This window comes from Sphingobacterium haloxyli (assembly GCF_002980525.1).
GTDB lineage: Bacteria > Bacteroidota > Bacteroidia > Sphingobacteriales > Sphingobacteriaceae > Sphingobacterium > Sphingobacterium haloxyli.
In genome coordinates this window covers 17,190-43,887 of the sequence record NZ_PVBQ01000018.1, presented here as the reverse complement: position 1 = coordinate 43,887, position 26,698 = coordinate 17,190, and the positions used below count along the sequence as shown (strand labels likewise).

General features: G+C 43.4%; 22 protein-coding genes. 14 read left to right on the top strand and 8 right to left on the bottom strand.

Annotated features, from left to right (window positions below; all coding sequences use genetic code 11):
- Positions 1 to 2 precede the first annotated feature (2 nt).
- From C5745_RS17460 to nagA, 6 genes are all read right to left on the bottom strand, one after another.
- Positions 3 to 3,455: a SusC/RagA family TonB-linked outer membrane protein gene (locus C5745_RS17460; protein WP_105718300.1), complete on the bottom strand. Its 3,453-nt coding sequence runs from the start codon at positions 3,453 to 3,455 to the stop codon at positions 3 to 5.
- A gap of 240 nt (positions 3,456 to 3,695) precedes the next feature.
- Positions 3,696 to 5,462 carry a RagB/SusD family nutrient uptake outer membrane protein gene (locus tag C5745_RS17455; RefSeq protein ID WP_105718299.1) on the bottom strand — a complete coding sequence of 589 codons (1,767 nt, stop codon included), beginning with the start codon at positions 5,460 to 5,462 and terminating at the stop codon, positions 3,696 to 3,698.
- A 2-nt stretch (positions 5,463 to 5,464) separates the two neighbouring features.
- Entirely contained in the window at positions 5,465 to 8,803 is a 3,339-nt protein-coding gene (locus C5745_RS17450; protein ID WP_243403384.1) for a SusC/RagA family TonB-linked outer membrane protein, read from the bottom strand.
- Between the two features lie 204 nt (positions 8,804 to 9,007).
- Complete coding sequence (locus tag C5745_RS17445; RefSeq protein WP_105718298.1) at positions 9,008 to 10,231, bottom strand: exo-beta-N-acetylmuramidase NamZ family protein; 1,224 nt, start codon at positions 10,229 to 10,231, stop codon at positions 9,008 to 9,010.
- 441 nt (positions 10,232 to 10,672) lie between these two features.
- Positions 10,673 to 12,343, bottom strand: a complete 1,671-nt coding sequence (locus C5745_RS17440) for a glycoside hydrolase family 10 protein (RefSeq protein ID WP_105718297.1) — start codon at positions 12,341 to 12,343, stop codon at positions 10,673 to 10,675.
- Positions 12,344 to 12,380: 37 nt separating this feature from the next.
- Positions 12,381 to 13,499 carry an N-acetylglucosamine-6-phosphate deacetylase gene (gene nagA / locus C5745_RS17435; protein WP_105718325.1) on the bottom strand — a complete coding sequence of 373 codons (1,119 nt, stop codon included), beginning with the start codon at positions 13,497 to 13,499 and terminating at the stop codon, positions 12,381 to 12,383.
- Positions 13,500 to 13,752: 253 nt separating this feature from the next.
- Between nagA and C5745_RS17430 the strand changes: the two genes are divergently transcribed.
- The 4 genes from C5745_RS17430 (at position 13,753) to recG (ending at position 17,746) form a co-directional block, all read left to right on the top strand.
- Positions 13,753 to 14,139 (top strand): RidA family protein, encoded by a 387-nt coding sequence (locus C5745_RS17430; RefSeq protein WP_105718296.1) that lies wholly within the window; start codon positions 13,753 to 13,755, stop codon positions 14,137 to 14,139.
- 3 nt (positions 14,140 to 14,142) lie between these two features.
- Entirely contained in the window at positions 14,143 to 15,063 is a 921-nt protein-coding gene (locus C5745_RS17425) for an EamA family transporter (protein WP_105718295.1), read from the top strand.
- A gap of 132 nt (positions 15,064 to 15,195) precedes the next feature.
- Complete coding sequence (locus tag C5745_RS17420) at positions 15,196 to 15,609, top strand: hypothetical protein (protein WP_133166380.1); 414 nt, start codon at positions 15,196 to 15,198, stop codon at positions 15,607 to 15,609.
- Positions 15,610 to 15,640: 31 nt separating this feature from the next.
- A complete protein-coding gene (gene recG / locus C5745_RS17415) occupies positions 15,641 to 17,746 on the top strand; it encodes an ATP-dependent DNA helicase RecG (RefSeq protein WP_105718293.1) in 2,106 nt (701 codons plus the stop codon).
- Positions 17,747 to 17,750: 4 nt separating this feature from the next.
- On the opposite strand, the gene C5745_RS17410 is transcribed toward recG, so the two are convergent.
- A complete protein-coding gene (locus C5745_RS17410; protein WP_105718292.1) occupies positions 17,751 to 17,975 on the bottom strand; it encodes a helix-turn-helix domain-containing protein in 225 nt (74 codons plus the stop codon).
- A 132-nt stretch (positions 17,976 to 18,107) separates the two neighbouring features.
- Between C5745_RS17410 and C5745_RS17405 the strand changes: the two genes are divergently transcribed.
- The 4 genes from C5745_RS17405 (at position 18,108) to C5745_RS17390 (ending at position 21,888) form a co-directional block, all read left to right on the top strand.
- Positions 18,108 to 19,901 (top strand): hypothetical protein, encoded by a 1,794-nt coding sequence (locus tag C5745_RS17405; RefSeq protein ID WP_105718291.1) that lies wholly within the window; start codon positions 18,108 to 18,110, stop codon positions 19,899 to 19,901.
- Between the two features lie 166 nt (positions 19,902 to 20,067).
- Entirely contained in the window at positions 20,068 to 20,775 is a 708-nt protein-coding gene (locus C5745_RS17400; RefSeq protein WP_105718290.1) for a hypothetical protein, read from the top strand.
- Complete coding sequence (locus tag C5745_RS17395) at positions 20,772 to 21,542, top strand: hypothetical protein (RefSeq protein ID WP_105718289.1); 771 nt, start codon at positions 20,772 to 20,774, stop codon at positions 21,540 to 21,542. Before C5745_RS17400 ends, C5745_RS17395 begins: the two co-directional genes overlap by 4 nt.
- Positions 21,529 to 21,888: a hypothetical protein gene (locus C5745_RS17390; protein ID WP_105718288.1), complete on the top strand. Its 360-nt coding sequence runs from the start codon at positions 21,529 to 21,531 to the stop codon at positions 21,886 to 21,888. Before C5745_RS17395 ends, C5745_RS17390 begins: the two co-directional genes overlap by 14 nt.
- Before the next feature lie 112 nt (positions 21,889 to 22,000).
- Here the strand turns inward: C5745_RS17390 and C5745_RS17385 are convergent, their stop codons facing one another.
- Positions 22,001 to 22,546 (bottom strand): hypothetical protein, encoded by a 546-nt coding sequence (locus C5745_RS17385; RefSeq protein WP_105718287.1) that lies wholly within the window; start codon positions 22,544 to 22,546, stop codon positions 22,001 to 22,003.
- A 96-nt stretch (positions 22,547 to 22,642) separates the two neighbouring features.
- On the opposite strand from C5745_RS17385, the gene C5745_RS17380 reads away from it, so the two are divergent.
- The 6 genes from C5745_RS17380 (at position 22,643) to C5745_RS17355 (ending at position 26,697) form a co-directional block, all read left to right on the top strand.
- Positions 22,643 to 23,041 (top strand): hypothetical protein, encoded by a 399-nt coding sequence (locus tag C5745_RS17380; protein ID WP_105718286.1) that lies wholly within the window; start codon positions 22,643 to 22,645, stop codon positions 23,039 to 23,041.
- A 139-nt stretch (positions 23,042 to 23,180) separates the two neighbouring features.
- Positions 23,181 to 23,687 carry an RNA polymerase sigma factor gene (locus C5745_RS17375; RefSeq protein WP_105718285.1) on the top strand — a complete coding sequence of 169 codons (507 nt, stop codon included), beginning with the start codon at positions 23,181 to 23,183 and terminating at the stop codon, positions 23,685 to 23,687.
- Positions 23,688 to 23,752: 65 nt separating this feature from the next.
- Positions 23,753 to 24,295, top strand: a complete 543-nt coding sequence (locus C5745_RS17370) for a hypothetical protein (protein ID WP_133166379.1) — start codon at positions 23,753 to 23,755, stop codon at positions 24,293 to 24,295.
- A gap of 77 nt (positions 24,296 to 24,372) precedes the next feature.
- Positions 24,373 to 25,563 (top strand): GTPase HflX, encoded by a 1,191-nt coding sequence (hflX, locus tag C5745_RS17365; RefSeq protein ID WP_105718283.1) that lies wholly within the window; start codon positions 24,373 to 24,375, stop codon positions 25,561 to 25,563.
- A gap of 2 nt (positions 25,564 to 25,565) precedes the next feature.
- Positions 25,566 to 26,261, top strand: a complete 696-nt coding sequence (gene lipB / locus C5745_RS17360; protein WP_105718282.1) for a lipoyl(octanoyl) transferase LipB — start codon at positions 25,566 to 25,568, stop codon at positions 26,259 to 26,261.
- Positions 26,262 to 26,274: 13 nt separating this feature from the next.
- The gene (locus C5745_RS17355; protein ID WP_207795838.1) at positions 26,275 to 26,697 is read left to right on the top strand and encodes a 6-pyruvoyl trahydropterin synthase family protein; all 423 of its coding nucleotides are present in this window, start codon (positions 26,275 to 26,277) and stop codon (positions 26,695 to 26,697) included.
- Position 26,698: the final 1 nt, after the last annotated feature.

Below are 26,698 nucleotides of genomic sequence, written 5' to 3'. Positions count from 1 at the left end.
GATTAAAAACCTATAGATACTCCCATGGAAGCAGATTTAAACGGTGGATTCGACGTACCTGTCCGACCCAAGTTATAATTCCCACCTTCTCTTAACATCGAATGCCCTGAAATAGCTTCCGGATCAATCGGAAGTCCTCTTAAATTATCAAATGTGATAAAATTCTCTAAAGACACATAAATACGAGCACTAGCTATATTAGCCTTGTTCAACATCGATGTAGGTAGATTGTAACCTACCGTGATGTTTTTGATTTTCAAGTAGGACATGTCCAACATATATTTAGACTGTGGACGCATAACGTAATTAGAGTTGGATCCATTCATGTTCCACGCTCTTGGATAAAAAGCATCCGTCCGATCTGATTTCCAATAGTCACCTGCGATAGCCTGTGGCATTGCACCCTCTTTGGAAAAATAACCCGGAATCGCCAACTGACCATCCCCCCAGATACTACGCTTGCCAACTCCTTGTAGAAAAACAGATAGATCAAACCCTTTCCAATCGGCACCTACGCGAAACCCAAAGTCATAACGCGGTGTAATGTTACCTATAACAACACGATCACCTGAATTTCCATTCGTCGAGTTTCCAGCATCGATATAACCATCCCCATTGATATCCACAAACTTTACATCGCCAGGACTGATCAATAAAATCTGATTGCCATCTTCAAAGTATGTTTGGTAGACTGGGTTATCGCCTGCTAGCATATTCGTCCGTTTACTGGTCCCTTGCCAGACGATATCTGTCTGTACAAAATTCCCATTGTCATCGTACACAAAATCCTCCGCCTGAAAAAGTCTGTCTGTTACAAACCCAAATACATCACCATATCGACGACCGGTAGAGTACGTTGTACCTAAACTGCGATCTTCCCATGGCAATTGCCAGTCTGCACCTTTTGTAATAAAGGTAACGGCATCCGCGACGTTGGCATGGAATGTAAGTCCCAGTCCATTATCAAATCGATGGTTAAAATCAGCTGCAATTTCCCAACCCCGTGTACGCAGGTTTCCATAATTTCCCGCAGGGACACCAGTTCCAAATGTGGCCGGCAAGAAGTCGCCTCCCACAATCATGTTCTTCGTATAGCGCTGAAACCATTCTGCCGTCAAACCTAACTTATTATTAAAAAATCGAAAATCTAACCCTACATTCAGGTGTTCAATATCTTGCCAAGTAATATCTCTTGAAACCGCGCCCGGTGTTCCCAACTGGAAAAACTGCTCACCTCCAGCGTTCAACCACGAGTTTTTCGCAATCCCCATCGTTGGGACATAAATAGAGTTGGGAACAGACTGGTCTCCAATGACGCCATACGATGCTCTTAATTTCGCAAAACTCAATACCGGTTTGAGTGGCTCCATAAAGCTTTCCTCCGAAACAACCCATCCGGCTGAAACACCTGGAAACCAACGCCACCGAAGGTGCTTCGGAAATTTTGAAGAGCCGTCGTATCTCAGATTGGCTTCAACCAAATATTTATTTTTATAGGCATAATTTACGCGTCCGAAGAAACCGACCTGCGAATCCCAGTTTGCTCCACCTCCAGAAGTCTCGGTACCTACACCCCAATTCAGCTGCGGGTTTTCGTTATTGATTAGATTTGATCGTTGCGACCAATGGCCTTCCCATGCATAGGCAACAATATTCGTTCCCAACATGAATTTCAACGCGTGATCACCCTTATCTAGATTATAATTAGTCAGTGCATTTACCGTATGACGTTTATATAAGTACGAATCCCGATAAACATATGTTTGCTCCTTAGTTGTGTGGTCGGTCAAGGGGAATTGCCAGGCTGGCATACCGCCACTCTCTACAGGAACACCATTTTCGTCCACGTGTATACGATTGCCATTCTCATCACGTAATTCTTGCACGCCATACCACGTCGTTTTTGCCTGTACATATGGCAGAGATTGACTGAGGTTTGTACTTTCTGTGTTATATGCATAGTCTGCAACAATATCCCAATTTTTCATGACATTTATCGTCGTTCCAAAATTGAGATTCAAAAACCGTTTGGCATGAATCTGATCATGCGAATTTCTGGCAGAAAAGGCTGGGTCAATTATGTCTTCCCCATTCTCCTGCACACCTACTGGGAATAAGCGACTCCAACGATATAGGTACAACCAAGGATCCGCCCCAAACCCTCCTGAATTCAATGAAAATGGATTACGCTTTCTGCTATCGGAATATCGCGCTCCTCCTCGTAAAGTCAAAAAATCATTGACTTCATGTGACAAAGTTAATGTTCCGGTAAGACGTCGGAAATCATCATGTGGTGCAGGTTTCATCATTCCTTCCTGCCCCATATAACCTACACTTAGATTATAATTAGTCTTCCCTGATCGGCCATTCATCCCTAAATTATGAATATTCGAAAACGCATTATCTTTAACCATTGTCTCCACAGGATCGTAGATCCGGTAACCAAATTTCTGCGTTCCATCCCACGACCAATCACGGCCGTAAACTACAGGGTCGTCATAATTGACTACATCTCCCCATTTCTCCTGCCATTCTTTTATTTTCTCAAAACTGTTTCTGTCAATTCGCCAAAAACCTCCAGCAGGTCCTGCCTGTTTCATGTTCTCATGTGCGTCCAGTGTATATTCTAACCCATCAATACCCGCAACATCGATTTTCTTAAAAGGAGACTGTACAATTAGGTTATTAGAATACGTAAAGTTTGTCTTATCTGTTGTTCCCCCTTTTTTTGTTGTGATCAAAATCACACCAAAAGCAGCTTTCGCCCCATATATAGCACTGGATGCCGCATCTTTCAACACCGTAATCGATTCAATATCGTGTGGGTTAACATATTGGATACTCGGTATCTCGACATTATCCACTAAAATCAGCGGATTACTACCTCCATTAGGAGATCCGACCTGTCCCCTAATTTTCATAATAGCATCAGATCCTACTTCTCCACTTGGCACCTGGATATTTAACCCAGGGATCGTTCCTTGTAATCCCCGAGCCAGATCGGGAATAGGCCTGTCACCTACTACCCTATCCATACTCACATTACTGACAGCGCCTGTCAAATGTTCGCGCTTCTGCGCACCATATCCCACAACCACGACTTCTTCCAGTGGGTTATCCTCCACTTGCAGGGTCACATTAATGGAATTGCTGGAAACCACAATGTCCTTGGGCTGATACCCTACATAGCTGAAACGCAGCGTTGTGCCCATTGGAGCGTTGATTGAAAAATTTCCGTTGTCATCCGTAGACACAGAGGTTGTTCCACCTACTATACTTACGGTAGCTCCACTAATTGCTCCATCAGCACCTGTGACCTTTCCCTTAATGATGTTTTGAACCACGTTGTCCAGCAATAAAGGAGTCACTCTCACAGTCGAGAACCCTTCCCTTGCAATGGATCCCGTCGCCGCAATCAACCCAAAAGCAACAGAAAATAGTAAAGATTTTCTCATAGCTAGTTAGTTAGTTTATTTAATAATAGATTACTTCATAAAGGTTTTCTTCTTGCATATTTTATCATAATACAAACAAGAAACGCTAAAACCAGCACTGATATAAATAACAACATTAAAAAAACAAACTTTTCTGCATTTTTTTCAGTGATTGTGCTAAAAATAAAAAAAACACGCACAAAGGCGTGTCTTCATCAATACTATCTGGAGAGCACTCTTACTCGACCTGAAACTCAAGTTTTACTTATCCGCGTTCCATCCGGGATTTTGCTTTAACTCAACCCCATTACTTTCATACAGCGAAATCTGATCCAGCGGAATCGGGTCAAGATACAATTTAACATCTACTGTTCTTTGAATAGAGGCAGACGGTATGATATACCCTTCATTAGCGCCGTCTATCGTAATGCCGTTCAACTGTTCAGATGTGTAATTTGCTTTTACGATATAAGCTCCTCTATTGTTTGTCGGGTTTTTCTCTGTGTCGGCGTATTCGAGCTTTCTCCATCGGCGTAAATCGTTCAGCCGAAGGCCTTCGAATATCAATTCGGACCTGCGCTCCCTTCTAATTTCCCAGAGAAGACTCGGAACACTCGGGTCGCGCGCAGGGTCATCATACGGTGTTCCGTTTACAGCGGGACGACCACCATTCACCTCTAGGCGTGGCAAATCCACTCCGTTTCTATTCCGAAGGACGTTGACCGTTCTATCGAGGTCGCTCTGCGTCAGCGTTCCCAACTCAGCTGCAGCCTCAGCGTAATTCATAAGTACCTCGCCGTAACGGATAATAGGCGCGTCGGTAATATTCAAGGAACCTGTTCCCACGGTTTGATTCCTGAGGCTTTCGTTCAGAAATTTCTGTACGGCGTATCCCGAGAGGGCAAAGTTGCTCACCACATTCATCATGCGCAGTTGCGGTGCTATAGTCTGTTGTAAACGCCCGTCACGATCACGCAGCGCATTAGCTACCGTCCGGTCGTTTTCGTAAAGCGGCGACAAGCCGATAGGCAGTCCGTCTGACAATAGATAGCTATCTATTGCATTTTTGGACATCCCCGCCTGTGGTTCTAGGTTATTATACGACATCGCGCTGTGCGACAAAATTCCTTCCGCATATTCTTTGAACAGTATAACCTCCCTATTTCCTTTAAGTGACTCCGAAGCAAACAAGCCACGATAGTCGTTGGAAACCGAGAAAGCACCACTGTTGATGATCTCATCCGCAGCCCATTTTGCAACCTCTAAGTACTCTGTTGCTTTCGCTTCATCGATAGCGTGGTATTTCAACCAGGTTCCTTCAAATAGAAATACCCGTGACATAAAAGCCAACACCACATATTTGTTCACTGCCTGCTGCGTCGGTCCGTCGCTGGCGCGTACATGTTCGGCGGCAAATCTAAAATCTTCCAGCACCCTGTCCATGACATAAACCCTGGAGTCCCGCGGCCGATACAAGTCAGGATCATCTTCGGTCAAAACCCGATCAATATATGGCACATCACCGAAAGCATTGACAAAATTCGCATATTCTAAACCACGGAAGAATCGCCCTACACCCAGCCAATGGTTCTGGACTTCTTCAGCGAGCTCCGCAATCGGCACACTATTGATAAAGTGATTGGCCTTACGTATACGCGAATAATAAGAACTTACGCCCGTGGGGATTTGGTTTGCAGGTAGAACTGGCGACCAGCCCCCGCCCGAAGTCGGCACATTGATTACAAACTCGTCCACAACAATCTCATTCGGGCTTATCGATATAAAATCATCGTTGATAAACTGCCCGTCATACAAGGTTCCCCTACCAAAACCACTACCATATCCTTTGAAATAGGAGTTATAAAAACCAAAGGTATAGGTCCGGATGTTGTTTTCGGACGACCAGAACGCTGGATCCGTCAATTGATCTAGCGGATCTTTCGTTAAAAAATCATCGCCCAAAAAATCTTTAGAGCAGGATGTCGTCGATAAAATACCTGCTATGGCTATATATTTAAGTAGTTTCATCTCTAAAAAGTTAATTGAAGCCCTAATGAAAATGTTCTGCGGTACGGGTAGGAGCGACCGAATGTATTTAGATCATTGCCTGATCGACCAAAAGCATTGGAATCATCTCTTCCTTCTACGGTATAATCTATTTCCGGGTCAACCGGAACGTCTAAATTATCAAATTCCAACAGGTTCTCGCCGGAGAAGAATACCCTTAATTTCGAAATTTTCGCCTTATCCATCACCGATGACGGTAACGTATACCCAAATGTTAGATTTTTCAACCGCAGATACGACATATCCAATAGATATCTGGTTTGCGGCATATGGTTCAACGTTGTATTACTCTGCCTCTGGTCAGTGGGCCGATAATAGAACGCGCCCGTATTTTCCGGTGTCCAATAGTCCATTTGGTGGGTATACCAAGCTTCGGCAGGTCGCCAACCAGGCACAACAAAATCTCCTCCTGCCCAAATGTCGCGTGAGCCGACTCCTTGCAAGAAGAAGCCTAAATCAAATCCTTTATAATCGAAGTCTGCGCGGAAACCATACTGGTACCTCGGGTTGGAATTACCGATGATTCTCCGGTCGCCTGGATTTTCCACCGTACCATCACCCACACCGATCACGCCATCTCCATTCAAGTCTCTATATTTGATATCTCCCGGACCAAATTGAAACGTAGTCGTCTCGTAAAAAGATTGTGAAGGAATCCCATCCTTTAACGTATATGTTCCATCTGGATTTGCAATGAAGTCGTCGATTTGGAAAAGTCGATCTGTTTCGTAACCCCAGATCTCACCGATCATTTTTCCGGCGTAGTTAGAGGATGTACCATTGGCATTTATTTGAGCTTGTCCATCGAACTTGGTAATCGTCTCTTTGAAATCAGACAGCTGACCTGCCAGTCGCATATTCAAACCGTTGCTGAAGCTGTGGTTATAGGCCAACTCCAATTCCCAACCGTTGGTCTGCATTTCGCCAAAATTACGTAAAGGAGAAAGTGCTCCAAAGCTCGATGGTAGAACCACGCCTCCGGTAATCAGATCAGACACGGTTCTTCTGAAGCGATTGAACGTTACATTAAACTTATTTTGGAAAAATGCCGCATCGATCCCGATCTCTTGTGTGGTCACAGTCTCCCATGTTAAATTTTGGGATACAATAGTAGGTGTCGCCATCGTATTCTCATTAACCCCATCTATCACCCAATCGGTTCGTGCTTGGCTTAATGTGGAAAGGTATAATCCCGGCGGCACGGTCTGATTCCCGACACTGCCCCAGGAAGCTCGTACTTTTAAGAAATCCAGATAGGGTTTTGACCAATCCATAAACTCTTCCTGAGAAAGCACGTAGCCGGCAGACATAGCAGGGAAAAAGCCCCAAACGTTTTCTTTATTGAATCGAGAGGAACCATCATACCGAGCCAGTACTTCGAAAAGATATTTATTTTGGTAATCGTAATTGATACGTCCGAAAAAGCCGAGCGTGGACCAATGCGATGCGCCCGAACTTGTCGTCTGGTCGCCCGTGGCCAAACCCAACTGCGGGTAACTTTGGTCAAGAAGCCCGAGCCGCTGCCCCCAAATGTTGTCCGATTCCGCTAGCTCGGCATTCGCCCCTGCCATAAACTTAAAGTTGTGTACATCGTCAAAACTTTTGTCGTAGGTCGCATACATATTCGCGACATGCCGGGTACTCATGCTACGTTCTTTCCTGGCCCGGTCGTGCGTCGCACCGGTATAGGTTACATAATCAAAAGCTGTTTTGTTCCAAAAGTCCCAACCCGTTACGCTACCACCATTGATATCAAACCGGTTGAGGTACTGTGAATAGGTATAGTCGGCATCCAAGGTTAAACCCTCCATGATGGTTGCTTGTCCCCCAAATGAAATACGGGTCATGTTCAGCGTTCTGACATTCATATTTGCCTGTTGCACATCGGTAATCGCATTTCGCATGGGCAGTCCGTCAATCGTTCCGTAAGGGAAATTTCGTGGCCAACGATACATATAGAAGATCGGTTCGTAAACATCACCGTTGAAAGAATAAGGTTTTGTTACATCCGAAGCCGAATATAATACTTTTGCAAAACCTGTCAGCCAGTCATTGATGTCCGCATTTATTCCGAGATTAAAATTATAGCGATTGTATTTATCCGGGTTTTCTTTCAATATACCCGATTGGGAGACCAATCCAAATCCGGCATTGTAGTTTACTTTGTCCGATCCGCCGGTAATGCTCAGATTATGGTTTTGTTGCGGTGTAAAGTCGCGCATAAACATACTTTCTGCATCCCATGGCCGGTGGAAATAAAGAAATCCATCTTTAACCTCATAATCTCGTCCTTCCACCATTTCCAAACCTAGATTTTGCCCCCCATATAGCCGCTCCCATTCTTCCATCTTCTCAATGGCATAGTCATCGTAACGGGTACCTAAATTGTTGTACCCAGTTAACGACGGGTTCGTCCGCTGTTGCGCGAGCAGCCCCGCTCTTGCACCCTCCGCACCTCCAGCGATAACCGGCGTCGTCGTCGGCTTTTGAAGCGCAATGTTATTGGAATAGTTGATGGATGTTTTCGTATTACGCTGCCCAGATTTCGTTTTGATCAAAATAACACCCCATGCGGCCCTAGAACCATAAATAGCTGCAGATGCATCTTTGATTACCGACATGGTTTCAATATCTGTTGGATTAATCATGGATAAACTTGGCACTTCTACGCCATCGACCAATATCAATGGCGACGCGCCCCCTTGTGTTTCTAACGATCCGCTTACGCCACGCAATCGAATAGTGGGATCTCCTCCAAGATCTCCACTCGGCGTAGAAACCGACAAACCCGAAACTGCACCCTGCAAAGCCCTGCCCACATCTGTAATTGGACGCGTTTCAAAAGTCTTCTCGACATCAACAGTCGATACCGCGCCCGTGATATTGGAACGTTTTTGGGAACCATACCCGACCACAACCACTTCATCTAAAGCCGTGTCGTCCGCATCGAGCGTCACGTCCAATGTGTTACTCGAGACCACGACGTCTTTCGCAAGATACCCCAAGAAAGTAAAGCGTAAGGACGCTCCTACAGGTGCATTGATCGAGTAAGAACCTTTCTCGTCTGTGCTCGTAGCTGTTTGCCCCCCGACCACAGCCACAGTCACGCCCACCAAAGGTCCGTCAGCATCGCTGACCACACCCCGCACTGTATTTTGTTTTGCAGACACGCCTGTCATCACCTCGTTTTCCGGCAAAGACACATATAGGCCCTTCCCCTTTATCGAACCGCCAAACACGACGGACATCCCGGTGAGTAAGAATGCTGCTAATGAAACAGAAAATAGTAAAGATTTTCTCATAGCTAGCCAGTTTGTTTTCATAATGATTTGTTTATACATATTAGGACTCAGTGCACGTTTACCCTTTGTCGAAGAATAAAAAACGCTAAAACCTGCACTAAGTTAGGTAAGAATCTCAAAAAAGCAAATTATTTTCGCGTATTCTACAGTGTTTTTATTTAAAAACAAAAAAACACGCACAAGGCGTGTTTTAGATTGTAAAGATTATTCGAAGTCGGGGTAGAGCAAGTATTTTTTTCGCATTTCCTTATAAGCTTTCAACTCTTCTGCCCAACTGTTGCGTATTTCGTTTTCTGTTTTCCCAGCGATAATTTGTTTCCGTAGCTCGTCTGTTCCGGCGAGTTTGTCAAAAAACTCCGGACGAGCGAAAAATTTGCTTTTATCGGGCATTTTATTATAAAAATCCAACAGGTACTTCAAAGTAAACGTTTCCTTAGCAGCATCCACATCGCGGAGATCAATTCCGTAGCACAAGTTCCCCTGTTGTTCCACATGTGCTGCCATTCCCGGCCGCGTGCCCGGCGTAAAGGTAAATTCGCCAAATACCGGATCTGGATAACCAATTACTTGGAAGGGCCAATCTGTGCCCCGACCTATACTGATATCGGTTCCTTCGAAAAGGCAGAGCGACATGTACAGTCTAACCGATGTATAGTTTGGTAAACTAGGCGATGGAACCACAGGCAACTCATACGGCGTAATATGATCCCAGTTCTTGACGGGAATCACTTCCAAATCACACTGCGCCCCACCATCCAGCCATCCTTCTCCATTGATCATCTTCGCCAACTCACCTACAGTCAGTCCATGAATCATGGCTATTTTATGGTAGCTGATGTTCGCCTTAAACTTATCGTCTTTTCGTACTGGACCGTCCACTTGATCTCCATTTGGATTTGGTCTATCTAGCACGATTACTTTTTTGCCTTGGTCTGCGCAAAGCTGCATCACCCGATGCATGGATGCTACATAAGTATAAAATCGGGCCCCAACATCCTGCAAATCGAAAATCATGACATCCACTGATCCCACGATAGAGTCTGCTTTCGCATTTTCTCCATACAACGTGTGCAGGGTAAGTCCCGTCTTTTTGTCAACTGTATTATCCACTTTTTCTCCGCGTTCAATATCACCGCGAAATCCATGCTCAGGCGCGAATGCAAATTTTAGGTCGACATTTTCCCGAAGCAATACGTCTACCAAGTGTTCTTTATCTTCTCCTACTATTGAAGTCTGGTTGCCCATCAAGCCGACCTTCTTTCCTTCTAACAAAGGCAAATAGGCTTCGAGTTGATCTGCTGCAGGGATGACCCGACTTTTTTCTGACAACGTGTCGGTCTCTGTATTTTCTTTGCTGTTTTGCGTGTTTCCTCCGCATGCGGCAAAGGTTACTGACATAAACAGTAATAAATAACCGTATCTTTTCATATTTATGCGTTTTTGTTTTCATAACAAACATAAACAAGAAATGTGACAATTAAAAGAACATTTAAATTATACATTTTTCATGTCGCTCAGGCCGCGACTGGCCTTTCTTTTTTTTCCGCAAAAAAAGAAACAAAAAAACTCCCCACTTTAAAATTTTGAATGGAGAGATTGTGCATCTATAAAACTTCTACAAGTTCAAAATTTTATATGTGGGATTATTAGGTTAAGGAGGGGCTATGCAGATCTATTGTCCCCTCCTTAACTTTCATTGTCGCATCGCAGATGTTTGAGACATGTAGAAATTCATCATTAGTACTATCCACTATCTCAAACATCTGAAGCGACGAGGTTTACCTTCGGTGAGCTCCACTTCGTTCCGGTTTTGCTTCTTTTTCACGGGGAAAAAGAAGACGAAAAATTGAATAAGAAAAACCTTCTTTTTTATATGACGTTTTTAGCTATATAATCGCTTTCATTACTCAAGCGATCAATAGCTTTTACAGCCACAGTTTTCAACAGTTTTCCATTTTTAGTCTTCGGAAAACTTTTCTCCGTTTGCTGTCCGTCCAATATCTCGTATTCCCATACATCTCCATATTGCGCATAGACAACCCACTGGAAAACTTCATTAGGCTGTTTGTGAAGCCACTTAGCAAATATACTGCTAGCTTCTTCTGTCAGCAATAAACTTGGCGTCAACAACGGATTGGCACTGAGCCATGGCGATCGCGGAATTAGAGCTTGTTTGTTATATGGACCGGATTTCACCGCCTGCACCATGCTAGGAGAATTCGTCAATCCGGCAATACTCCAATGTATAGCGCCCACGCTGTTGGGGATCAGCTTCCGAGTCTCTTCGATCTGTTTAACAATTTCTTGTGTTCGGTTTGGTGCCCTCACGGCAACAGTATTCAACCCCGGCCAAAGATGCCGCTTATGCGTATTTTCCGACTCCCACCATCGTAAAAGCGCCGTAAAACTCTGTCGAGGAGGATCAATAGGCCAATATAATTGTGGTGCAAAATAATCGATCCATCCTTTATTCAACCACAGCTTGGCATCTGCATACAGTTCGTCATACTGGGAAGATCCTGTTACACCCGCAGGATAGCCAGGCTTCCATATTCCGAAAGGACTTAAGCCAAACTTCACGAAATTCTTTTCAGCTTTTATTTCTTTGTATACACGCTCTATAAACCGATTCACATTATCCCTGCGCCAATCCGCCCGCGACAATGTTCCTCCCGACCTGCGATAGGTGTTCCACGAAGTGTCATCAGGGAAATCTGCTCCTCCATTATAGCTCGCATACGGATAAAAATAATCATCAAAATGTACGCCGTCGATATCATAGCGTTTTACGATGTCCAACACGACGTTGGCAGCATGGTCTTGCGTTTTCGGATTTGCCGGATCAAACCAATACATACCATTTTTTAGACGAACGACTATGTCGGACGCTTTGCGCACCATCGATTCGCCAGTTACCGTTCCACCCGTTGAGTGATGTGCACGATAGGGGTTTAGCCATACGTGAAGTTCCAGTCCACGTTTGTGTGCTTCCTCTACCCAAAAAGTTAGAGGATCATAATAGGGATTCGGACGTTTGCCAATCTCCCCTGTCAGAAAGTAAGACCATGGTTCATGTCGGCTGTCATACAGTGCGTCTGCAGAGGGTCGCACTTGAAAAATCACCGCATTAAAATTGTTCTCTTTTAACAAATCCAACAGCTGTATGGCTTCGCGTTTTTGTGCTTCGGTCGAGTAATTTCCTTTTGTTGGCCAATTTATATTGGCGACTGTCGCAATCCAAGCTCCTCTAAATTCCCGATCGACGTTTGGCAGATCGACACGCAAAGGAACTTCTACTACAGGCTTTTTTTCTTCAATGACAGGCTTTTGTGCTGGAACAGGTTTTGCTTCTGCTAAGACAGCAGCTGCTTCCTCTTTTTTCGCAGACTTCGCCTCGTCGCTCTCTGCGACAACGATTTCTACCGCGGGTGACTTCAATTCCTTCGTGGCGCCCTTGTTCTTGCGGGAAGCACAAGAAAACAGTACGGTGGACAAAATCAACGTGACTATTGCTGTATTTTTTATAGGTCTCCATTTCATACGGTACAAAACTAATGTTTTTATATATATGTAAATGTTAAACCACAACCTTTTCACCTTTGCAATACACGGAATGAATATCAAAATCAGTATCAAACACCAAAACGTTTGCTAATGATCCCGCATCAAGATTACCTATATCGGATCGTCCAATTAAATTTGCCGGATAACAGGTTGCCATACGAATGGCCTCTTCCAATGGTATGCCGACATGCTGTACACAATTACGTATGGCACCGAGTAGGGAAAGGGCAGACCCGCTAAGTGTCCCGTCCGGCAAGGTATAATGATTACCGTCGAGGACGTGCTGATAAATCCCCTTGTTACAGGCGGCTACCGCATCTGTAATCAAAAACAAGCGTTTACCCATCAATTCTTTCGCGATTTTAACAGCTTGAAAATCCACGTGTACACCATCTACGATAATCGACGCCAAAACTTCGGGACGTCGAAAGACAGCTCCGGGGAGACCGATGTCGCGATGATGGAAGGGCGACATCGCATTCCAAAGATGGGTTGCCGCTTTTATACCGTTATCAAAGCCTTTTATGCCCTGCTCAAAACTGGCGGCACTATGTCCCGCACTCAGCAGTATCGACCGTTGAAGAAGCAAGTCTATACTTTCTGCATCAAATTGCTCCGGGGCAATCGTCATCATGATGACCGCTCCTCCATCAGCCTCCAGCAAATCCGCTATCATCTCGACAGATGGCGATACGATGAGTTCCGCAGGATGCGCGCCTCTTTTTAGCGGACTGAGAAATGGGCCTTCCAGATGCAACCCTAAAGCAGATAGAGGTTGATAACTATTAAATACGCGTATCGCGTCTTTAAATACCTCCATGGTATTCGTCGCTAATGCCAACACAAAAGAAGTACATCCCTGCGCAAGGAGTCGGCGTTCAATCCGAGCGATACTTTCTGTTGTCAATTCGGCTGAAAAAAGATCATCCCCGGCACCATATATCTGTAAGTCAACAAGACCTGGACAGATGTTTGCGCCTTGTACGTCGATTCGCTCTGCTTCTACTGGCACGGTGGATATCGGACATATTCCGACGATTTCAGCTCCTCGCATAACCAGGGCATGATTCGAAAAATCATGCTCTCCGTTGAAAATATGCCCGTTCACCAATGCAATTTCTTTTTTTTCCATTTGAATATCTTTGATGCTAAGGTATCGAAGATGTAAACTTACACAAAGTTTAAAATGGATTAATACGCCCACTTTTGATTTTCTAGATTTTCCATTGTAAATTAGCCCTGTTATGCAGCTAAAAGAAACAAAACCGCAGCTTTCTAAATCCTCCCGATTTAACAGGAAAGCTATGCGCATCATGAATATCATTGCTATTTCGGTTTTTATCTTGGCCATTATCTATAAAATATTTTTTTCAAAATAACGTACCATGTCACAAAAACAGATACTTAATACGGAGAATGCTCCTGCAGCAATCGGCCCTTACAACCAAGCGATTCAAGCCGGCAATACATTATACGTTTCCGGACAAATCCCGCTGATTCCCGAAACGATGGAATTAATCGATAGTGGTGTAGCCGATGAGACCCATCAGGTGCTGAAAAACGTGCAAGCGATCTTGACGCATGCTGGGTATACACTAAACGATGTCGTAAAAGCTAGCATCTTCATTTCTAGTATGGATGATTTCGCTACCATCAACGAGGTATATGCACAATATTTTACGGAAAGTCAGCCTGCACGGGAAACTGTAGCAGTTAAGACACTTCCTAAAAACGTTAACGTAGAAATATCCGTTATTGCCTGGAAAGCTTAGCACGTGGAACAACAATCAGAGAAGACGGAAAGTCGTAAGAAATATTTTCTTGCGGCTTTTTTCGCTCCTTTAATATGGGGGTTCATGGCCATTTCGGTACGATGGGTAAAGGAATATTCCGCGGAAGATATTTTATATTATCGTATTCTGGTTGCGCTCATCATATTATGGTTATTTATCTTTCTCTTCCGAAGGAAGTTTTTAAGACGAGACACGGTAGTCTTTAAAAAATTGCCGCGCCGGCGGCAGAACCAAACGATTGGACTCAGTATATTGGCTTCGGCATTGATTTTTGGCAACTGGTTCACGTACATATATGCCGTCAACCATATCAGTGTACAATCTGCGGCATTTGCCTATCTCGTCTGCCCGCTTATTACCGCCATTGCTGCTTTCTTTATCCTAAAAGAACAGCTAAGCTCGTTAAAAAGGATCGCTCTTGGTATAGCGTTGATTAGTGCAGTTACGCTAGCGACCGGTTCGTTTATCGATGTACTTTGGTCGATGAGTATTGCTTCGTTATACGCCCTGTATTTAATTGTTCAACGCGCGTCGCAGGGGTTCGACAAGCTGAATATGTTAGCCGTTCAACTAACCCTCTGTTCTATATTCGTTATTCCGAAGCTTTTTATGAATCAACATACTTTTCCTAAAGATCCTTTTTTTTGGTTCAGCATACTGACAATAGCCGTTGTTTTCACTATTATCCCATTATTTTTCAGCATGTATGCGCTAACACGCATATCGTCCTCTACTACAGGGGTTCTCCTCTATGTGAATCCATTAATTGCATTCACTTTAGCAGTTACCTATTTCCAAGAGACAGTCGCACCACATAAATACCTAGCCTATATCTTCATTCTATTTGCCATTGTTCTTTTTAATTGGGGTACATTAAATAAGTTTATAACGAAAGTGCGGTAAAACTGCTACTACAACAATCCGCTATGGTATAAAAATTGTTTTTATCTTTTAATCAAGAGAACAAGAACGTAGCATATTCTATAAAATGTACGTTCTTTTTTATAATGTGATAAACTAAATATGTTTCATGCTATGAAAAGATTTTTAATGATATTGATGACGCTCGGGATTGTAATAGCTTGCGAAAAGTCTGAAACCAGCAATCAGGACGCTGACCGAGAAAGACTGGCCGAAATGCGACAGGAAATATTAGACCTGATAAATGCGGTACCTTGTGAAAATGCGGAAGATTGGCGTCCACAGGCACTGGGGAGCAAAGCTTGTGGCGGACCACAGGAATATGTCCCTTATCCGGAGGCCGCTGACGAATCAGGCGAACTGCTTGATCTAATTAAAGAATATACGCAACTGGAAGCTGAATACAATAAGAAATATAGTGCTATTTCCGACTGTATGTATGTGACATCTCCCACAGGCGTCCGCTGTGTAGACGGTAAGCCCGAGTTTTTCCATATGGAGACGACCCCATCAGTGGTAACTGAATAAATAATATTTCGTAAATTAGCCGTTCTTAGGAATGGCTAATTTATCTGCAATAACCCCGATAGAATACCTAAAAGGTGTAGGTCCGCAAAAGGCGGATGTGCTCAAAAAAGAGCTACAGATTTTTACTATTGGTGATTTACTATCCTATTACCCCTTTCGGTATATCGACCGCACGCAATTTCACAAGATCCGCCAATTGCACCCCGATATGATCGGTGCACAGGTTTTGGGACGTCTTATCTCGATGCAGGAGGTTGGAGAAAAAAGAGCGAGAAGGCTGGTCGGCCAGTTCCGAGACGAGACCGGAAGCATCGAACTCGTGTGGTTTCAAAGCATCACTTGGCTTAAAAAAAGCTTGAAAGTAGGATCGGCCTACATCATTTATGGCAAACCCTCCGAATTTAACGGGCAGATTTCCATCACACATCCGGAGATGGAATTGTTTAATGCACAGGAAAAGAAAATTGGTAACCTAACCATGCAGCCGGTATATTCGTCCACCGAAAAACTCAAAAAATTTAATCTTGATACCAGAGGCATACAGCGATTGCAACAAGCAGCTTTAGAGACGGTTTTCAGCACATTGCAAGAACCGCTTCCTTCTTATTTGCTGGAAAAGCATCAATTAGTGGATTATGCCAAGGCGATGCTATCCATTCATTTTCCGCAAAACACACCAGATTTAAACGCTGCCATCCGACGACTGAAATTTGAAGAATTGTTTTTTATTCAACTCCGGTTATTACGCAACAAGCAGTTAAATACGCAGAAATATAAAGGCCATCGGTTTGACAAGGTGGGCGATAAGTTCAATATTTTTTTTAATGAACGGCTCCCTTTTCCGCTAACCAGTGCCCAAAAACGGGTCATTAAGGAAATTCGGCAAGACACAAACACGGGCGCACAAATGAACCGGCTTGTACAGGGAGATGTAGGGTCAGGTAAAACGGTGGTGGCATTAATGTCCATGCTAATAGCCATCGACAACGGCTATCAGGCTTGTATGATGGCACCGACCGAGATTCTCGCACAACAGCATTTCGCTGGAATCCATGCATTGCTCGGTGACGAGCTTTGTACGGTTAAGCTGTTAACGGGCTCAACGCCAATCCGGGAGAGACGATTGATACATCAACAATTGGAAGACGGAACGTTGGACATCCTCATCGGAACACACGCGCTCATTGAAGATAAGGTGAAGTTTAAGAACATCGGTTTTGTGGTCATCGACGAACAACACCGCTTCGGCGTAGAACAACGGGCAAAGTTATGGCGTAAGAATGTTATACCGCCGCACATGTTGGTTATGACCGCAACGCCTATCCCCCGAACGCTGGCCATGACCATGTATGGCGATCTTGATATCTCTGTTATCGACGAGCTTCCCGCGGGTCGTAAACCTATAAAAACCGTACATTTTTACGAGAATCAACGCTTACGGGTCTTCGGCTTTATGCGCGACGAAATTGCCAAAGGCCGACAGATTTATGTGGTGTATCCGTTAATCAAGGAAAGTGAAAAGATGGATCTGCTATATCTCGAAGCAGGTTTGGAGAACCTGCAGCGCGAGTTTCCCTTGCCACAGTACAAAATCAGCATTGTGCATGGTAAGATGCCCGTCAAGGACAAGGATTTTGAAATGCAGCGTTTTGTAAAAGGTGAAACACAAATTATGGTTGCTACGACTGTTATTGAGGTCGGTGTCAACGTGCCTAATGCCTCCGTGATGATCATTGAAAACGCAGAACGTTTCGGATTATCGCAGCTGCATCAGCTTCGCGGACGTGTAGGTCGGGGTGCCGAGCAATCGTTCTGTATCTTGTTGACAACGCATAAGCTGAGCAAAGAAGGGAAGACGAGGTTAGAGACGATGGTACGCACTTCAGACGGTTTTGAAATAGCAGAGGTCGACTTACAGCTCCGTGGACCCGGTGATATCTCCGGCACGCAGCAGTCCGGAGTGCTTGAAATGAAAATTGCGAATCTTGCATCCGATCAGGCTATTCTCATGGAGGCGCGTAATAGTGTTATCGAGATCTTCAAGGAAGATCCCTCTCTGTCCGCTGAAAAAAACATGCTACTGACACATTATATTAATCAGCGATCGCCCGGCATTTCGTGGGATAAGATTTCTTGATACATTATTCTTCTTCGCTGACAAGTTGTAGGTGACCATATAACTTATTGAGAACCTCACAAGGTTCCGCGTCAATTGCTTTTGCAATAAGATATAATTCTTCTGCCCTTAAATGTGACGAGGTATTTAATGAAAGTTCATTTATACGGGCTTTACTCAGCCCTGTCCGCCTGGCTACCATCGATTTATTTACGGATCGCTTTGCTAAAAATTCTCCTAACGCTGTCATGATATCTATCAAATGGTTTGCCTAAAACTACTGAACGTATAGAAAAAATGTACAAATAATTTTATTATTGAAAGTTAATTCATACATTTGTATAGACAAACTATACAATTAGTAATTTTTATAAATCAAATTATGGCAATAGATAAACAGCTTTTAGTAGAACGGCTGATCCAACGGATAGATCTGGATCGAATTTTTCTTTTCTCTTACTCCTTTTTGGGCAAAGAACAACAGCACCTGATTTTAGTCATGAAACCGGAGGATGGTGTTTCTCCGAAGGTGATGAAACCCGTCATTGAGCTTTGCCTTATCGATATGGAGGGATTATCTTTTGAACTGATTCCGTTTGGTGAATGGCGTAACAAAGTTCGCCATGGAGGACTTTACTATGCTTACGCTTCGCTGCCACAGCATGAAATTTACCGTTCACCTCGTAAGGCCACAAAATCGCTTACTGTTCATGAGATTGGTGGCGTTATTGAATTGGCTGGTCAGTGGCAGATGAAGATGAAAAAGGAAGGGGAGGAATTTCGGGATGGAGCATTGAAGTTTGCTGAGCATGGCAATTATTTGAAAGCTACCTTTATGGTGCATCAGAGCTTAGAATCTTTTCTGCGTTTACCACAGGCTATGATACAGGGCAATGCTAATAATCAGCACAACCTGGAGAATAGAATGAGAACACTGAGTCCTCATATACCTGCATTCAAAGAGGTCTTGTTGAGCGAAGCTTTTATCGAGATGGAAACCTTTCGGCTGCTTGATAAGGGCTATCACGCCGTGAAGCAAAATAGAGATTTGGAGATAACCGCTTTCGATGCTTCTTATCTATATGACAAGTGCTGTGAAATCTCGAAAGCAATAGAGATGCTCTATCAGTTCTTCTTGGATGCGTTGAAGGCCGAACAGCAAACTCGTTTGGAACAGGTAGAACAGCAGGGGCAATTAGCCGCGGAAAAGAAGAACGTAAAACCTGTAATGGCAGATGCCGGTGGTACGACACACATAAGATGCGAGGATTTTTCGGGCTTCCCCTGGTTACAACAATACAAGGACGACGTCCATGCGCTGTTGGATAAGATTCGTAGCAACCACAACCCCGAACAGATCAGTCTATTGAATTACCATACCGGTGGTTTTTCTTGGAGTAGCCCATTCCGCTTGGAAGGCGGCGAGGAGCGAGCGGGCGTGAAGGTGGAGCTTTATATGGTCGTGCTGATGAAGAATACGGGGCCTTTTACCTTTAAAACCATGCAAGTGGGCGTAGCGAGCGCGATGCTGGTCTTCCTGGATCTCAAGTATGTGGAAAAAGGCTTGGCTGAAGGAAACAGATTTATGCACGCGGCATGGACAAAGGGGCACGTCCTGCGGAGGAAATCGACTTTTGATCCTACTTTTGCATTAGGGAATATCGATTGGCAACAGGAATGGGAACGCGCGGAGAAAACTTGGAAACAGGGGAAATTAGTGATAGATAACTTGGTCTGCACGACAAAGAATGCACATCCGCTCTTTGCTGACACGGGCCTTTTGATGTTACGCAATCTCTTGGAAATCGGCGCACATAGCTTTTTACGGATAGCCGTCGGGCATATACCCAAAACGCAGAGCCTTATCGAGCTGCTGGATTGGACACGTGTAGTTGGCGGACAGCTATCGGATTATTTGTTGGATAAAAGTGAGATTCAAGGCCAAATGTTGCACCTCATACTTCATCCTAAAACACTTTGGTGGAATCCAGATATACTGGATTCTTTGGAAGAAGTAACACCAGACCTTTGTCGCCTGCAGGCGGAGAAATTGGCTGATCTGTTTGATCGGCTCTGCTGTGGTGCTATTGAAAAAATTAAAAAGCAAGCCATCAGCGTAACCGAGAGGGATTCGGTGTCACCTTCGGCGATAGAAGTTGCACAGGAGAATAGTTAAAAAGCTATTCAAAAAAAGTCCACAGGAGGCTATATTCTCGCGGTACCTGGTACGGTATTCCTGTTGGACTTTATTAAAAAACTGAACAAACAGAAAGCTACCTGCTGGGCAGATCCTTCGAAGCCCAAGGTGCCTAGGCAGGTATGCTTTTTAAAATCCTAAAAAAATGGAAGAATTACATGATGCGAATGGTGTTCGAAAGACGCGTATAACTTGCTCTCCACTATACTGCGGATTCATCTACTGTATGATGCTGAACCGTATCAGCCGCGGCTATACCAGCGACGAGCTCACATTTCTTATAGGGCAAGATGATCATTTTATTTCGAATATAGAATCCCTTACATCCATAGATTTCAGTATGGATCTCTACGGAAGTTTACGTCAAGTGTTTCGACACCCGAACTTTCTGCTACATGAAGGGCAGGTTCGCGAAGAGATTGAACATGAGATGTGTACCTGGCAGGACGAAACGGCGATATACCACCGTATGGAGCGATATGTCAATGAACGAGAAACCGTGACGGTTTTTCAACTGGTAGAAGAGCATTCTGGCTACGCCGATCAATTTACCAATTCGGTTAATATGGAGATAGAAGGCTGCCGGGAAGTGCTACGCTTGCTGATAAAAGAAGGAATATTTAACAAACCAATCCTGCCAAGCGATCTGCACAATCATGTAGAATCCATCTTACAGATGCGTATAAAACCGCGTTATCTCCAAGCAGAACTCGATAAGCTTTGGGGAAGAAAAGGAAAGGCGCCAATTAAAAGGACGAAAAGAAGAAGCTATGGATATAAATATGTACTGCATCCCGGTGTATCTATAGCGGATGCAATCACCTTTACCAAACAACAATTTAATACGCTATGAATAAAATTGAAACCGAATTTCTGGATGTACCTATGGATTTCCGGATTGCATGTGAAGCTTTTGGCATTCGGGTTGCAGACTTCTTACAGCTTATTATGCGCCACGTTACGTTTGCACATCTGTTTATGCATGATGAGAGCGAATATGATCTCGCCACGAAAGCGTTTGTGCAGTCAGACAATAAAATAGCAAAAGCGCAACCGGATTTAAAAGGTAAACAAAAGTTGGGACAACACGCGAATGCTGCCGTCCCCCACATTCAGAGCTTGGTAAAACTCTCGATGAACAGAAGCTACAGCAAATCGATGAAACGCGACAAGGGCAGAAAAATAACAGATAAACTCTATCGAGTCTGTTCTCCCCACATCAAGTACAAGCCTCACTTGTATCTAGATGAAGAGACAAAGCTGACGCTCACGAAAGACTTCTTATTGGTATGCATGCTCCATCAATTTTCACCTACGGTCTATGTTAATGCTTTAATGCGGTGCATTTCGCTGGCGGACCTATATGCTCGCCAACACCTGGATAAAATAGTATATAACGCTGCACTCGGATTTTATATACGGGTACAGCACGGTTACGGTAAGTTAATAGATAGAGACCATATCAATACATTAGGTTTCAAAGATTTTATCTTAGACTTGCAGGAGTTTGATGTCCGCTATTTTTTTATCCAAGATTTAGATCGAAGGAGAGCTGTTTACCGCACAAGATTAGAAGAAATTTTTGAAGAAAAAATAAACCAATACTATGATGGAGAATAAGACAAGTAAATTGGATTTCAAACCCGATTTCCTACAAGCCTGTGAAATATTTGACCTGGAGCCGCACGACGTACTGCAAAAATTTATAGATAATGTATGTATTCCGTATTTCATTGCCAACCCGATGAATCCCGACCGTTGGGCGAATACCTTTATGGTGGAGTGTATTCTGCCTCGACTGGAAAGCGAAGAATTATTGGAGCGATATTCGTCTTTTTTCGACCGAATTACGGAAGCTGTATTGAATGATATGGAGAACAAAGACCAGGTCGCGAGACAGATAATGGATGAATGGCATAGAGCTGTTCTTGAGAACCGCATCGAGGACGTCATGAAGAACCAATAACGCACCAGGTTGACACTACAATTTTGAAAACAGAGTACTAAAGTCCGCAGGGTACTGAAATTTGAAATCTGGCGCGGTACTCCTGCCGGACTTTAGTATCGATTGAACAAAATTACAACCCTCCTCTCTTGTATATCTCACCTAATACTAAGGGTAACTTGACAAGAAACTCCCGAATGGCGATGTAATCGTAATCTAAAGGGAGTTCTTTCATATTATCTTCGGTAGAATCCCGACGTTGAAGAAGATCGTCTAGCACAGCAAACCATTCTTTGCATGATTTAAACCCATAAAACGCACACAGAGACTTTGCAGGAAAAGCGCTACTGTCTTCTATTTCAGCGTCAAATACTTCTTGACAATTGTATTGAAATACATCCGCTTTCGCCATAGGTTTTAGCATATATTTTCTCAAAATAACAAACCCAACTTCAATCATCTGTGCAAGGTGATTAAACATAAATCCATATTCAAAAGTGGTACTTGTTCGCATGGGTGGATAAAGGGAACTATTGATCAGATAATTGAAATTACCAGACCAATTCAATCCCCATTGATGGACAATTTCTCTCAGAAAACGGTCGGGGTTCTTTACGTACTCCTCGCTTAAGTAGCGAAAATGTTTGGCTTTTAGTTTCTTTTGCGTATTTTTCATCATAAATCAGTTTACAAAAGGTGTTTCAGATACTTTTATATACTTAACGAATCAAATATAAGACAATAAATTGTCTTTTTAAAAATCTTAGCCAAAAAAATGTCTAATATTAAAGAGCGGGTATTGCAGATAGCAGAGAGCAAAAAGATCAGAAAAACAGACTTTTTCAAGAATTTAGGGCTTTCTTATGCCAATTTCAAAGGCGCACAAAAGAACACGGGGTTAAATTCGGATACCGTGGTTACTATTTTATCTAAATATCCAGACATCAATCCAACTTGGCTAATTGTCGGAGAAGGTACCATGTATCGCAATGATGGCTCCTTACTTCGCGACGCGGAAGAAATATATAATGAACCGGTGATCGTGAACGAAATTGAATATACGCTGATCGATGCGCTTAAACTCGTCATATCATCACAGGAAAAAACGATATCTTCGCTTGAAAAGCAACTGACTATTTTGGAAAGTGAGCTCCAGACGCTAAAAAATAAGTAACGAAAGATACCTATTGCATACCTTCCCCGCTGGTCACGGTCGCTTTCGCCATTGTGAAAGCAGTCAAGCGATATGATGTTCTCAAAAAATCGTCGTATTTCTGTAACATATTCCTCGCATTTTCGACATATAAGATATCATGACCGAAAAATTGGAACACTGTTTTGTCAGTCTCTTGGAGGAACACCAGAATATACTCCATAAAATATGCTCCCTCTACACGGAGGACAATGAAACACATAAGGATCTTTTCCAAGAAATGACCATCCAGTTATGGCAATCTTTTCCGAAGTTCAAAGGCGATTCTAAATTTTCGACCTGGGCCTATCGGGTCTGTTTGAATACCGCTATCTCCTTATACCGACACAACAAGAAAAACATAGTCACTGTAGAATGGGACACCTCCCTGTATCAGCTACGTCAGGAAGAGTACAATCCAGAACATGAAGAGCGCCTCAAGGTACTCTACACTTCTGTCCGACAGCTCAATGATATTGAAAAGGCGCTTGTATATATGTACCTGGAGAACAAGGATTATGAGGAAATCGCGATCACCCTCGGCATCAGCGAAGGAAATGCGCGGGTAAAAATGAACCGGATAAAAACAAAACTAAAAAACATACTAAATAGACAAGGAGGGTTATAATGGACGGATTGGATTTATTAAAACAGCATTGGAACAGGAACGACAGTTTCCCAAAACTTAACAAAATGGAATTACAGCAGATGATTCACCGACGATCTTCTTCCATTATCAAATGGATTTTTGTCATCAGCATTCTTGAGCTGTCCGTTGGCGTAGGACTGGCTTTTTTATTGCCTATAGAGGAAAAGCAGACGTCTTCTTTCGAACAATACACCTCGCTGCTACTGGGTATTATTTTTAGGGCTACTATCTTTTTCTTTATCTACATTTTCTTCAAGCATTATAGAAAGATAAGAAATAACACGAACACTAGAACACTTTTGGAAACAATCTTGAAAACCCGTCAAGCGGTAGATTATTATATCAAATTCAACATCTACTTTGTTATCGGTTATACCCTATGGTCAGGATTGCAACATATTATTAGAGCCTTTGCCCACAAATCGATAGGAGAAGGCATTCTGGTGACCTTACTGGTTATTATTGTTTCCACTCCTATTATTTTAATAACTACTTATTTGATGAAACATTATTATCGAATCCTGTACCGCCGGTTGATCCATAAACTCCATGATAATTACGAAGAGCTCATCCGTATCGAAGGGTAGCCCCTTACGTTAGAACAAAAACCATTATCTTTGTAAGCTTGTTCTTTATACACAAGCTAATAGAGAATTGATAATACATGGGAAAAACAAAAATATACGATACCGCACTTAAGCCAGAAAGAGCTTTACTCGTTTCGGTGATAACACCTGACATTTCGGAACAAAACGCAAAGGATTACCTTCAAGAATTGGAGTTTCTCGTACAAACAGCTGGGGGCGAGGTACAAGGTGTATTCACGCAAAAATTAACAAATCCGGAACATGCCACATTTGTAGGATCAGGTAAGCTGGAAGAAATCCGACAGTATGCAGATGCAGAAGAGATTGATATGATTGTGTTTGACGATGAACTGTCGCCTTCACAACTCCGCAACATAGAACGCGAGCTCAAACGTAAAATCTTGGACCGCTCTAACCTCATCCTGGATATCTTCGCCAAGCATGCGCAAACCGCACAGGCAAAAACACAGGTAGAATTGGCGCAACTGCAATATTTGTTGCCACGGCTAACCCGTATGTGGACCCACTTAGAGCGTCAGCGCGGGGGTATTGGAATGCGTGGTCCGGGTGAGTCCCAGATTGAAACAGATAGACGGATTATCCTCAACAAAATATCGCTACTAAAAGAGCGGCTAAAGGTAATCGATAAACAAAATGAAACTCAACGTAAGAATCGGGGTGAGCTCATACGTGTAGCGCTTGTGGGCTATACCAATGTCGGAAAATCCACCATACTGAATATGATTTCCAAATCAGACGTATTGATGGAAAATAAGCTTTTTGCAACACTGGACACAACGGTACGGAAAGTGGTAATTGACAACCTGCCTTTCCTGCTTTCGGATACGGTAGGATTTATACGCAAACTGCCACACCACTTAGTAGAATCTTTTAAATCTACGTTGGACGAGGTTCGCGAAGCGGATGTACTTATCCATGTAGTGGATATTTCGCACCCTAACTTTGAAGACCATATCGCCGCAGTAAATGAAACGCTAAAGGATATCGACGCCCTGGACAAACCCGTTATTACGGTCTTCAATAAGATCGATGCTTATAAAGCGCCCGTAGAGGTCGACGAGGACGGCGAAGAAATTAAGGTAACGCTTGAAGATTTCCGAAACTCTTGGATGGCAAAAAACTCCGATCCAGCGATTTTTCTGTCTGCTACGGAGAAAACCAATGTCGAGGAATTCAAACAGAAGTTATACGAAATCATATCCAAAATGCATACGGCACGCTACCCGTATAATAATTTGCTGTATTAACCATGAACAAACAGGTTCAATTTTTGGATTGGGGGCTGGTCGATTATCAGGACGCATGGGATCGCCAAGAAGAGATATTTACCAGAACGGTAGCTGTCAAGAACGAGAACCGCATAAATGGTACCACCGGCTCCACGCCCAACCACCTCATCTTCACGGAGCACCCCCATGTATATACTTTGGGCAAGAGCGGTCACGAGGAATATTTACTGCTGGATGAAGCCGGACTGAAAGAGAAAAACGCAACTTTTTATAAAATTAATCGCGGCGGAGATATCACTTACCATGGTCCTGGACAAATTGTCGGCTACCCTATTCTGGATTTAGATAACTTTTTCACCGATATACATTTATATCTGCGTACATTGGAAGAAGCCATTATCCGAACCTGTGCGGAATACGGTATTGAGGCCGGTCGCTATGAAGGATTTACCGGTGTATGGATAGATGCCGACAATGACAAAGCGCGTAAAATCTGTGCGATGGGTGTCCGCGCCTCCCGGTGGGTAACCATGCATGGATTTGCTTTCAACGTGAACGCAGACCTCAGCTATTTCGCAAATATAATTCCTTGTGGCATAGACGATAAAGACGTAACTTCATTGGAACGCGAGCTCGGCCGCAAACTGGATATGGAAGAAGTGAAAAGCAAGCTCAAAGTCCATATTGCTGATTTATTCCAAATGGAGTTGTTGTAAATATTATCTTTGTATGATGATGCTTGTAGAAAGATACCATGACATATCCTGTGGACACCGTGTCGTTGGACATGAAGGAAAATGCCGGCTGTTACACGGTCACAACTATCGTATACATTTTACAGTGACGGCCGATCAATTAGATGAAATAGGTCGGGTTGTTGATTTCTCTGTTATCAAAACGGCTCTTTGCCAGTGGTTGGAAGACCATTTTGATCATAAATTTTTAGTCTGGGAGAAAGATGAGTTATTGCCTCAATTGCAGGAAGTTTCCGGCGAAAGCCTTGTGATTGTTCCTTTCAATCCCACAGCCGAAAACATCGCAAAATATTTGGTAGAACATATCGGCCCGCAACAATTAAAAGATTATCCCGTTCGGTTGGTTTCCTGCAAAATAGAAGAAACAGCTAAATGCTCTGCGACATATAGCTTATAGC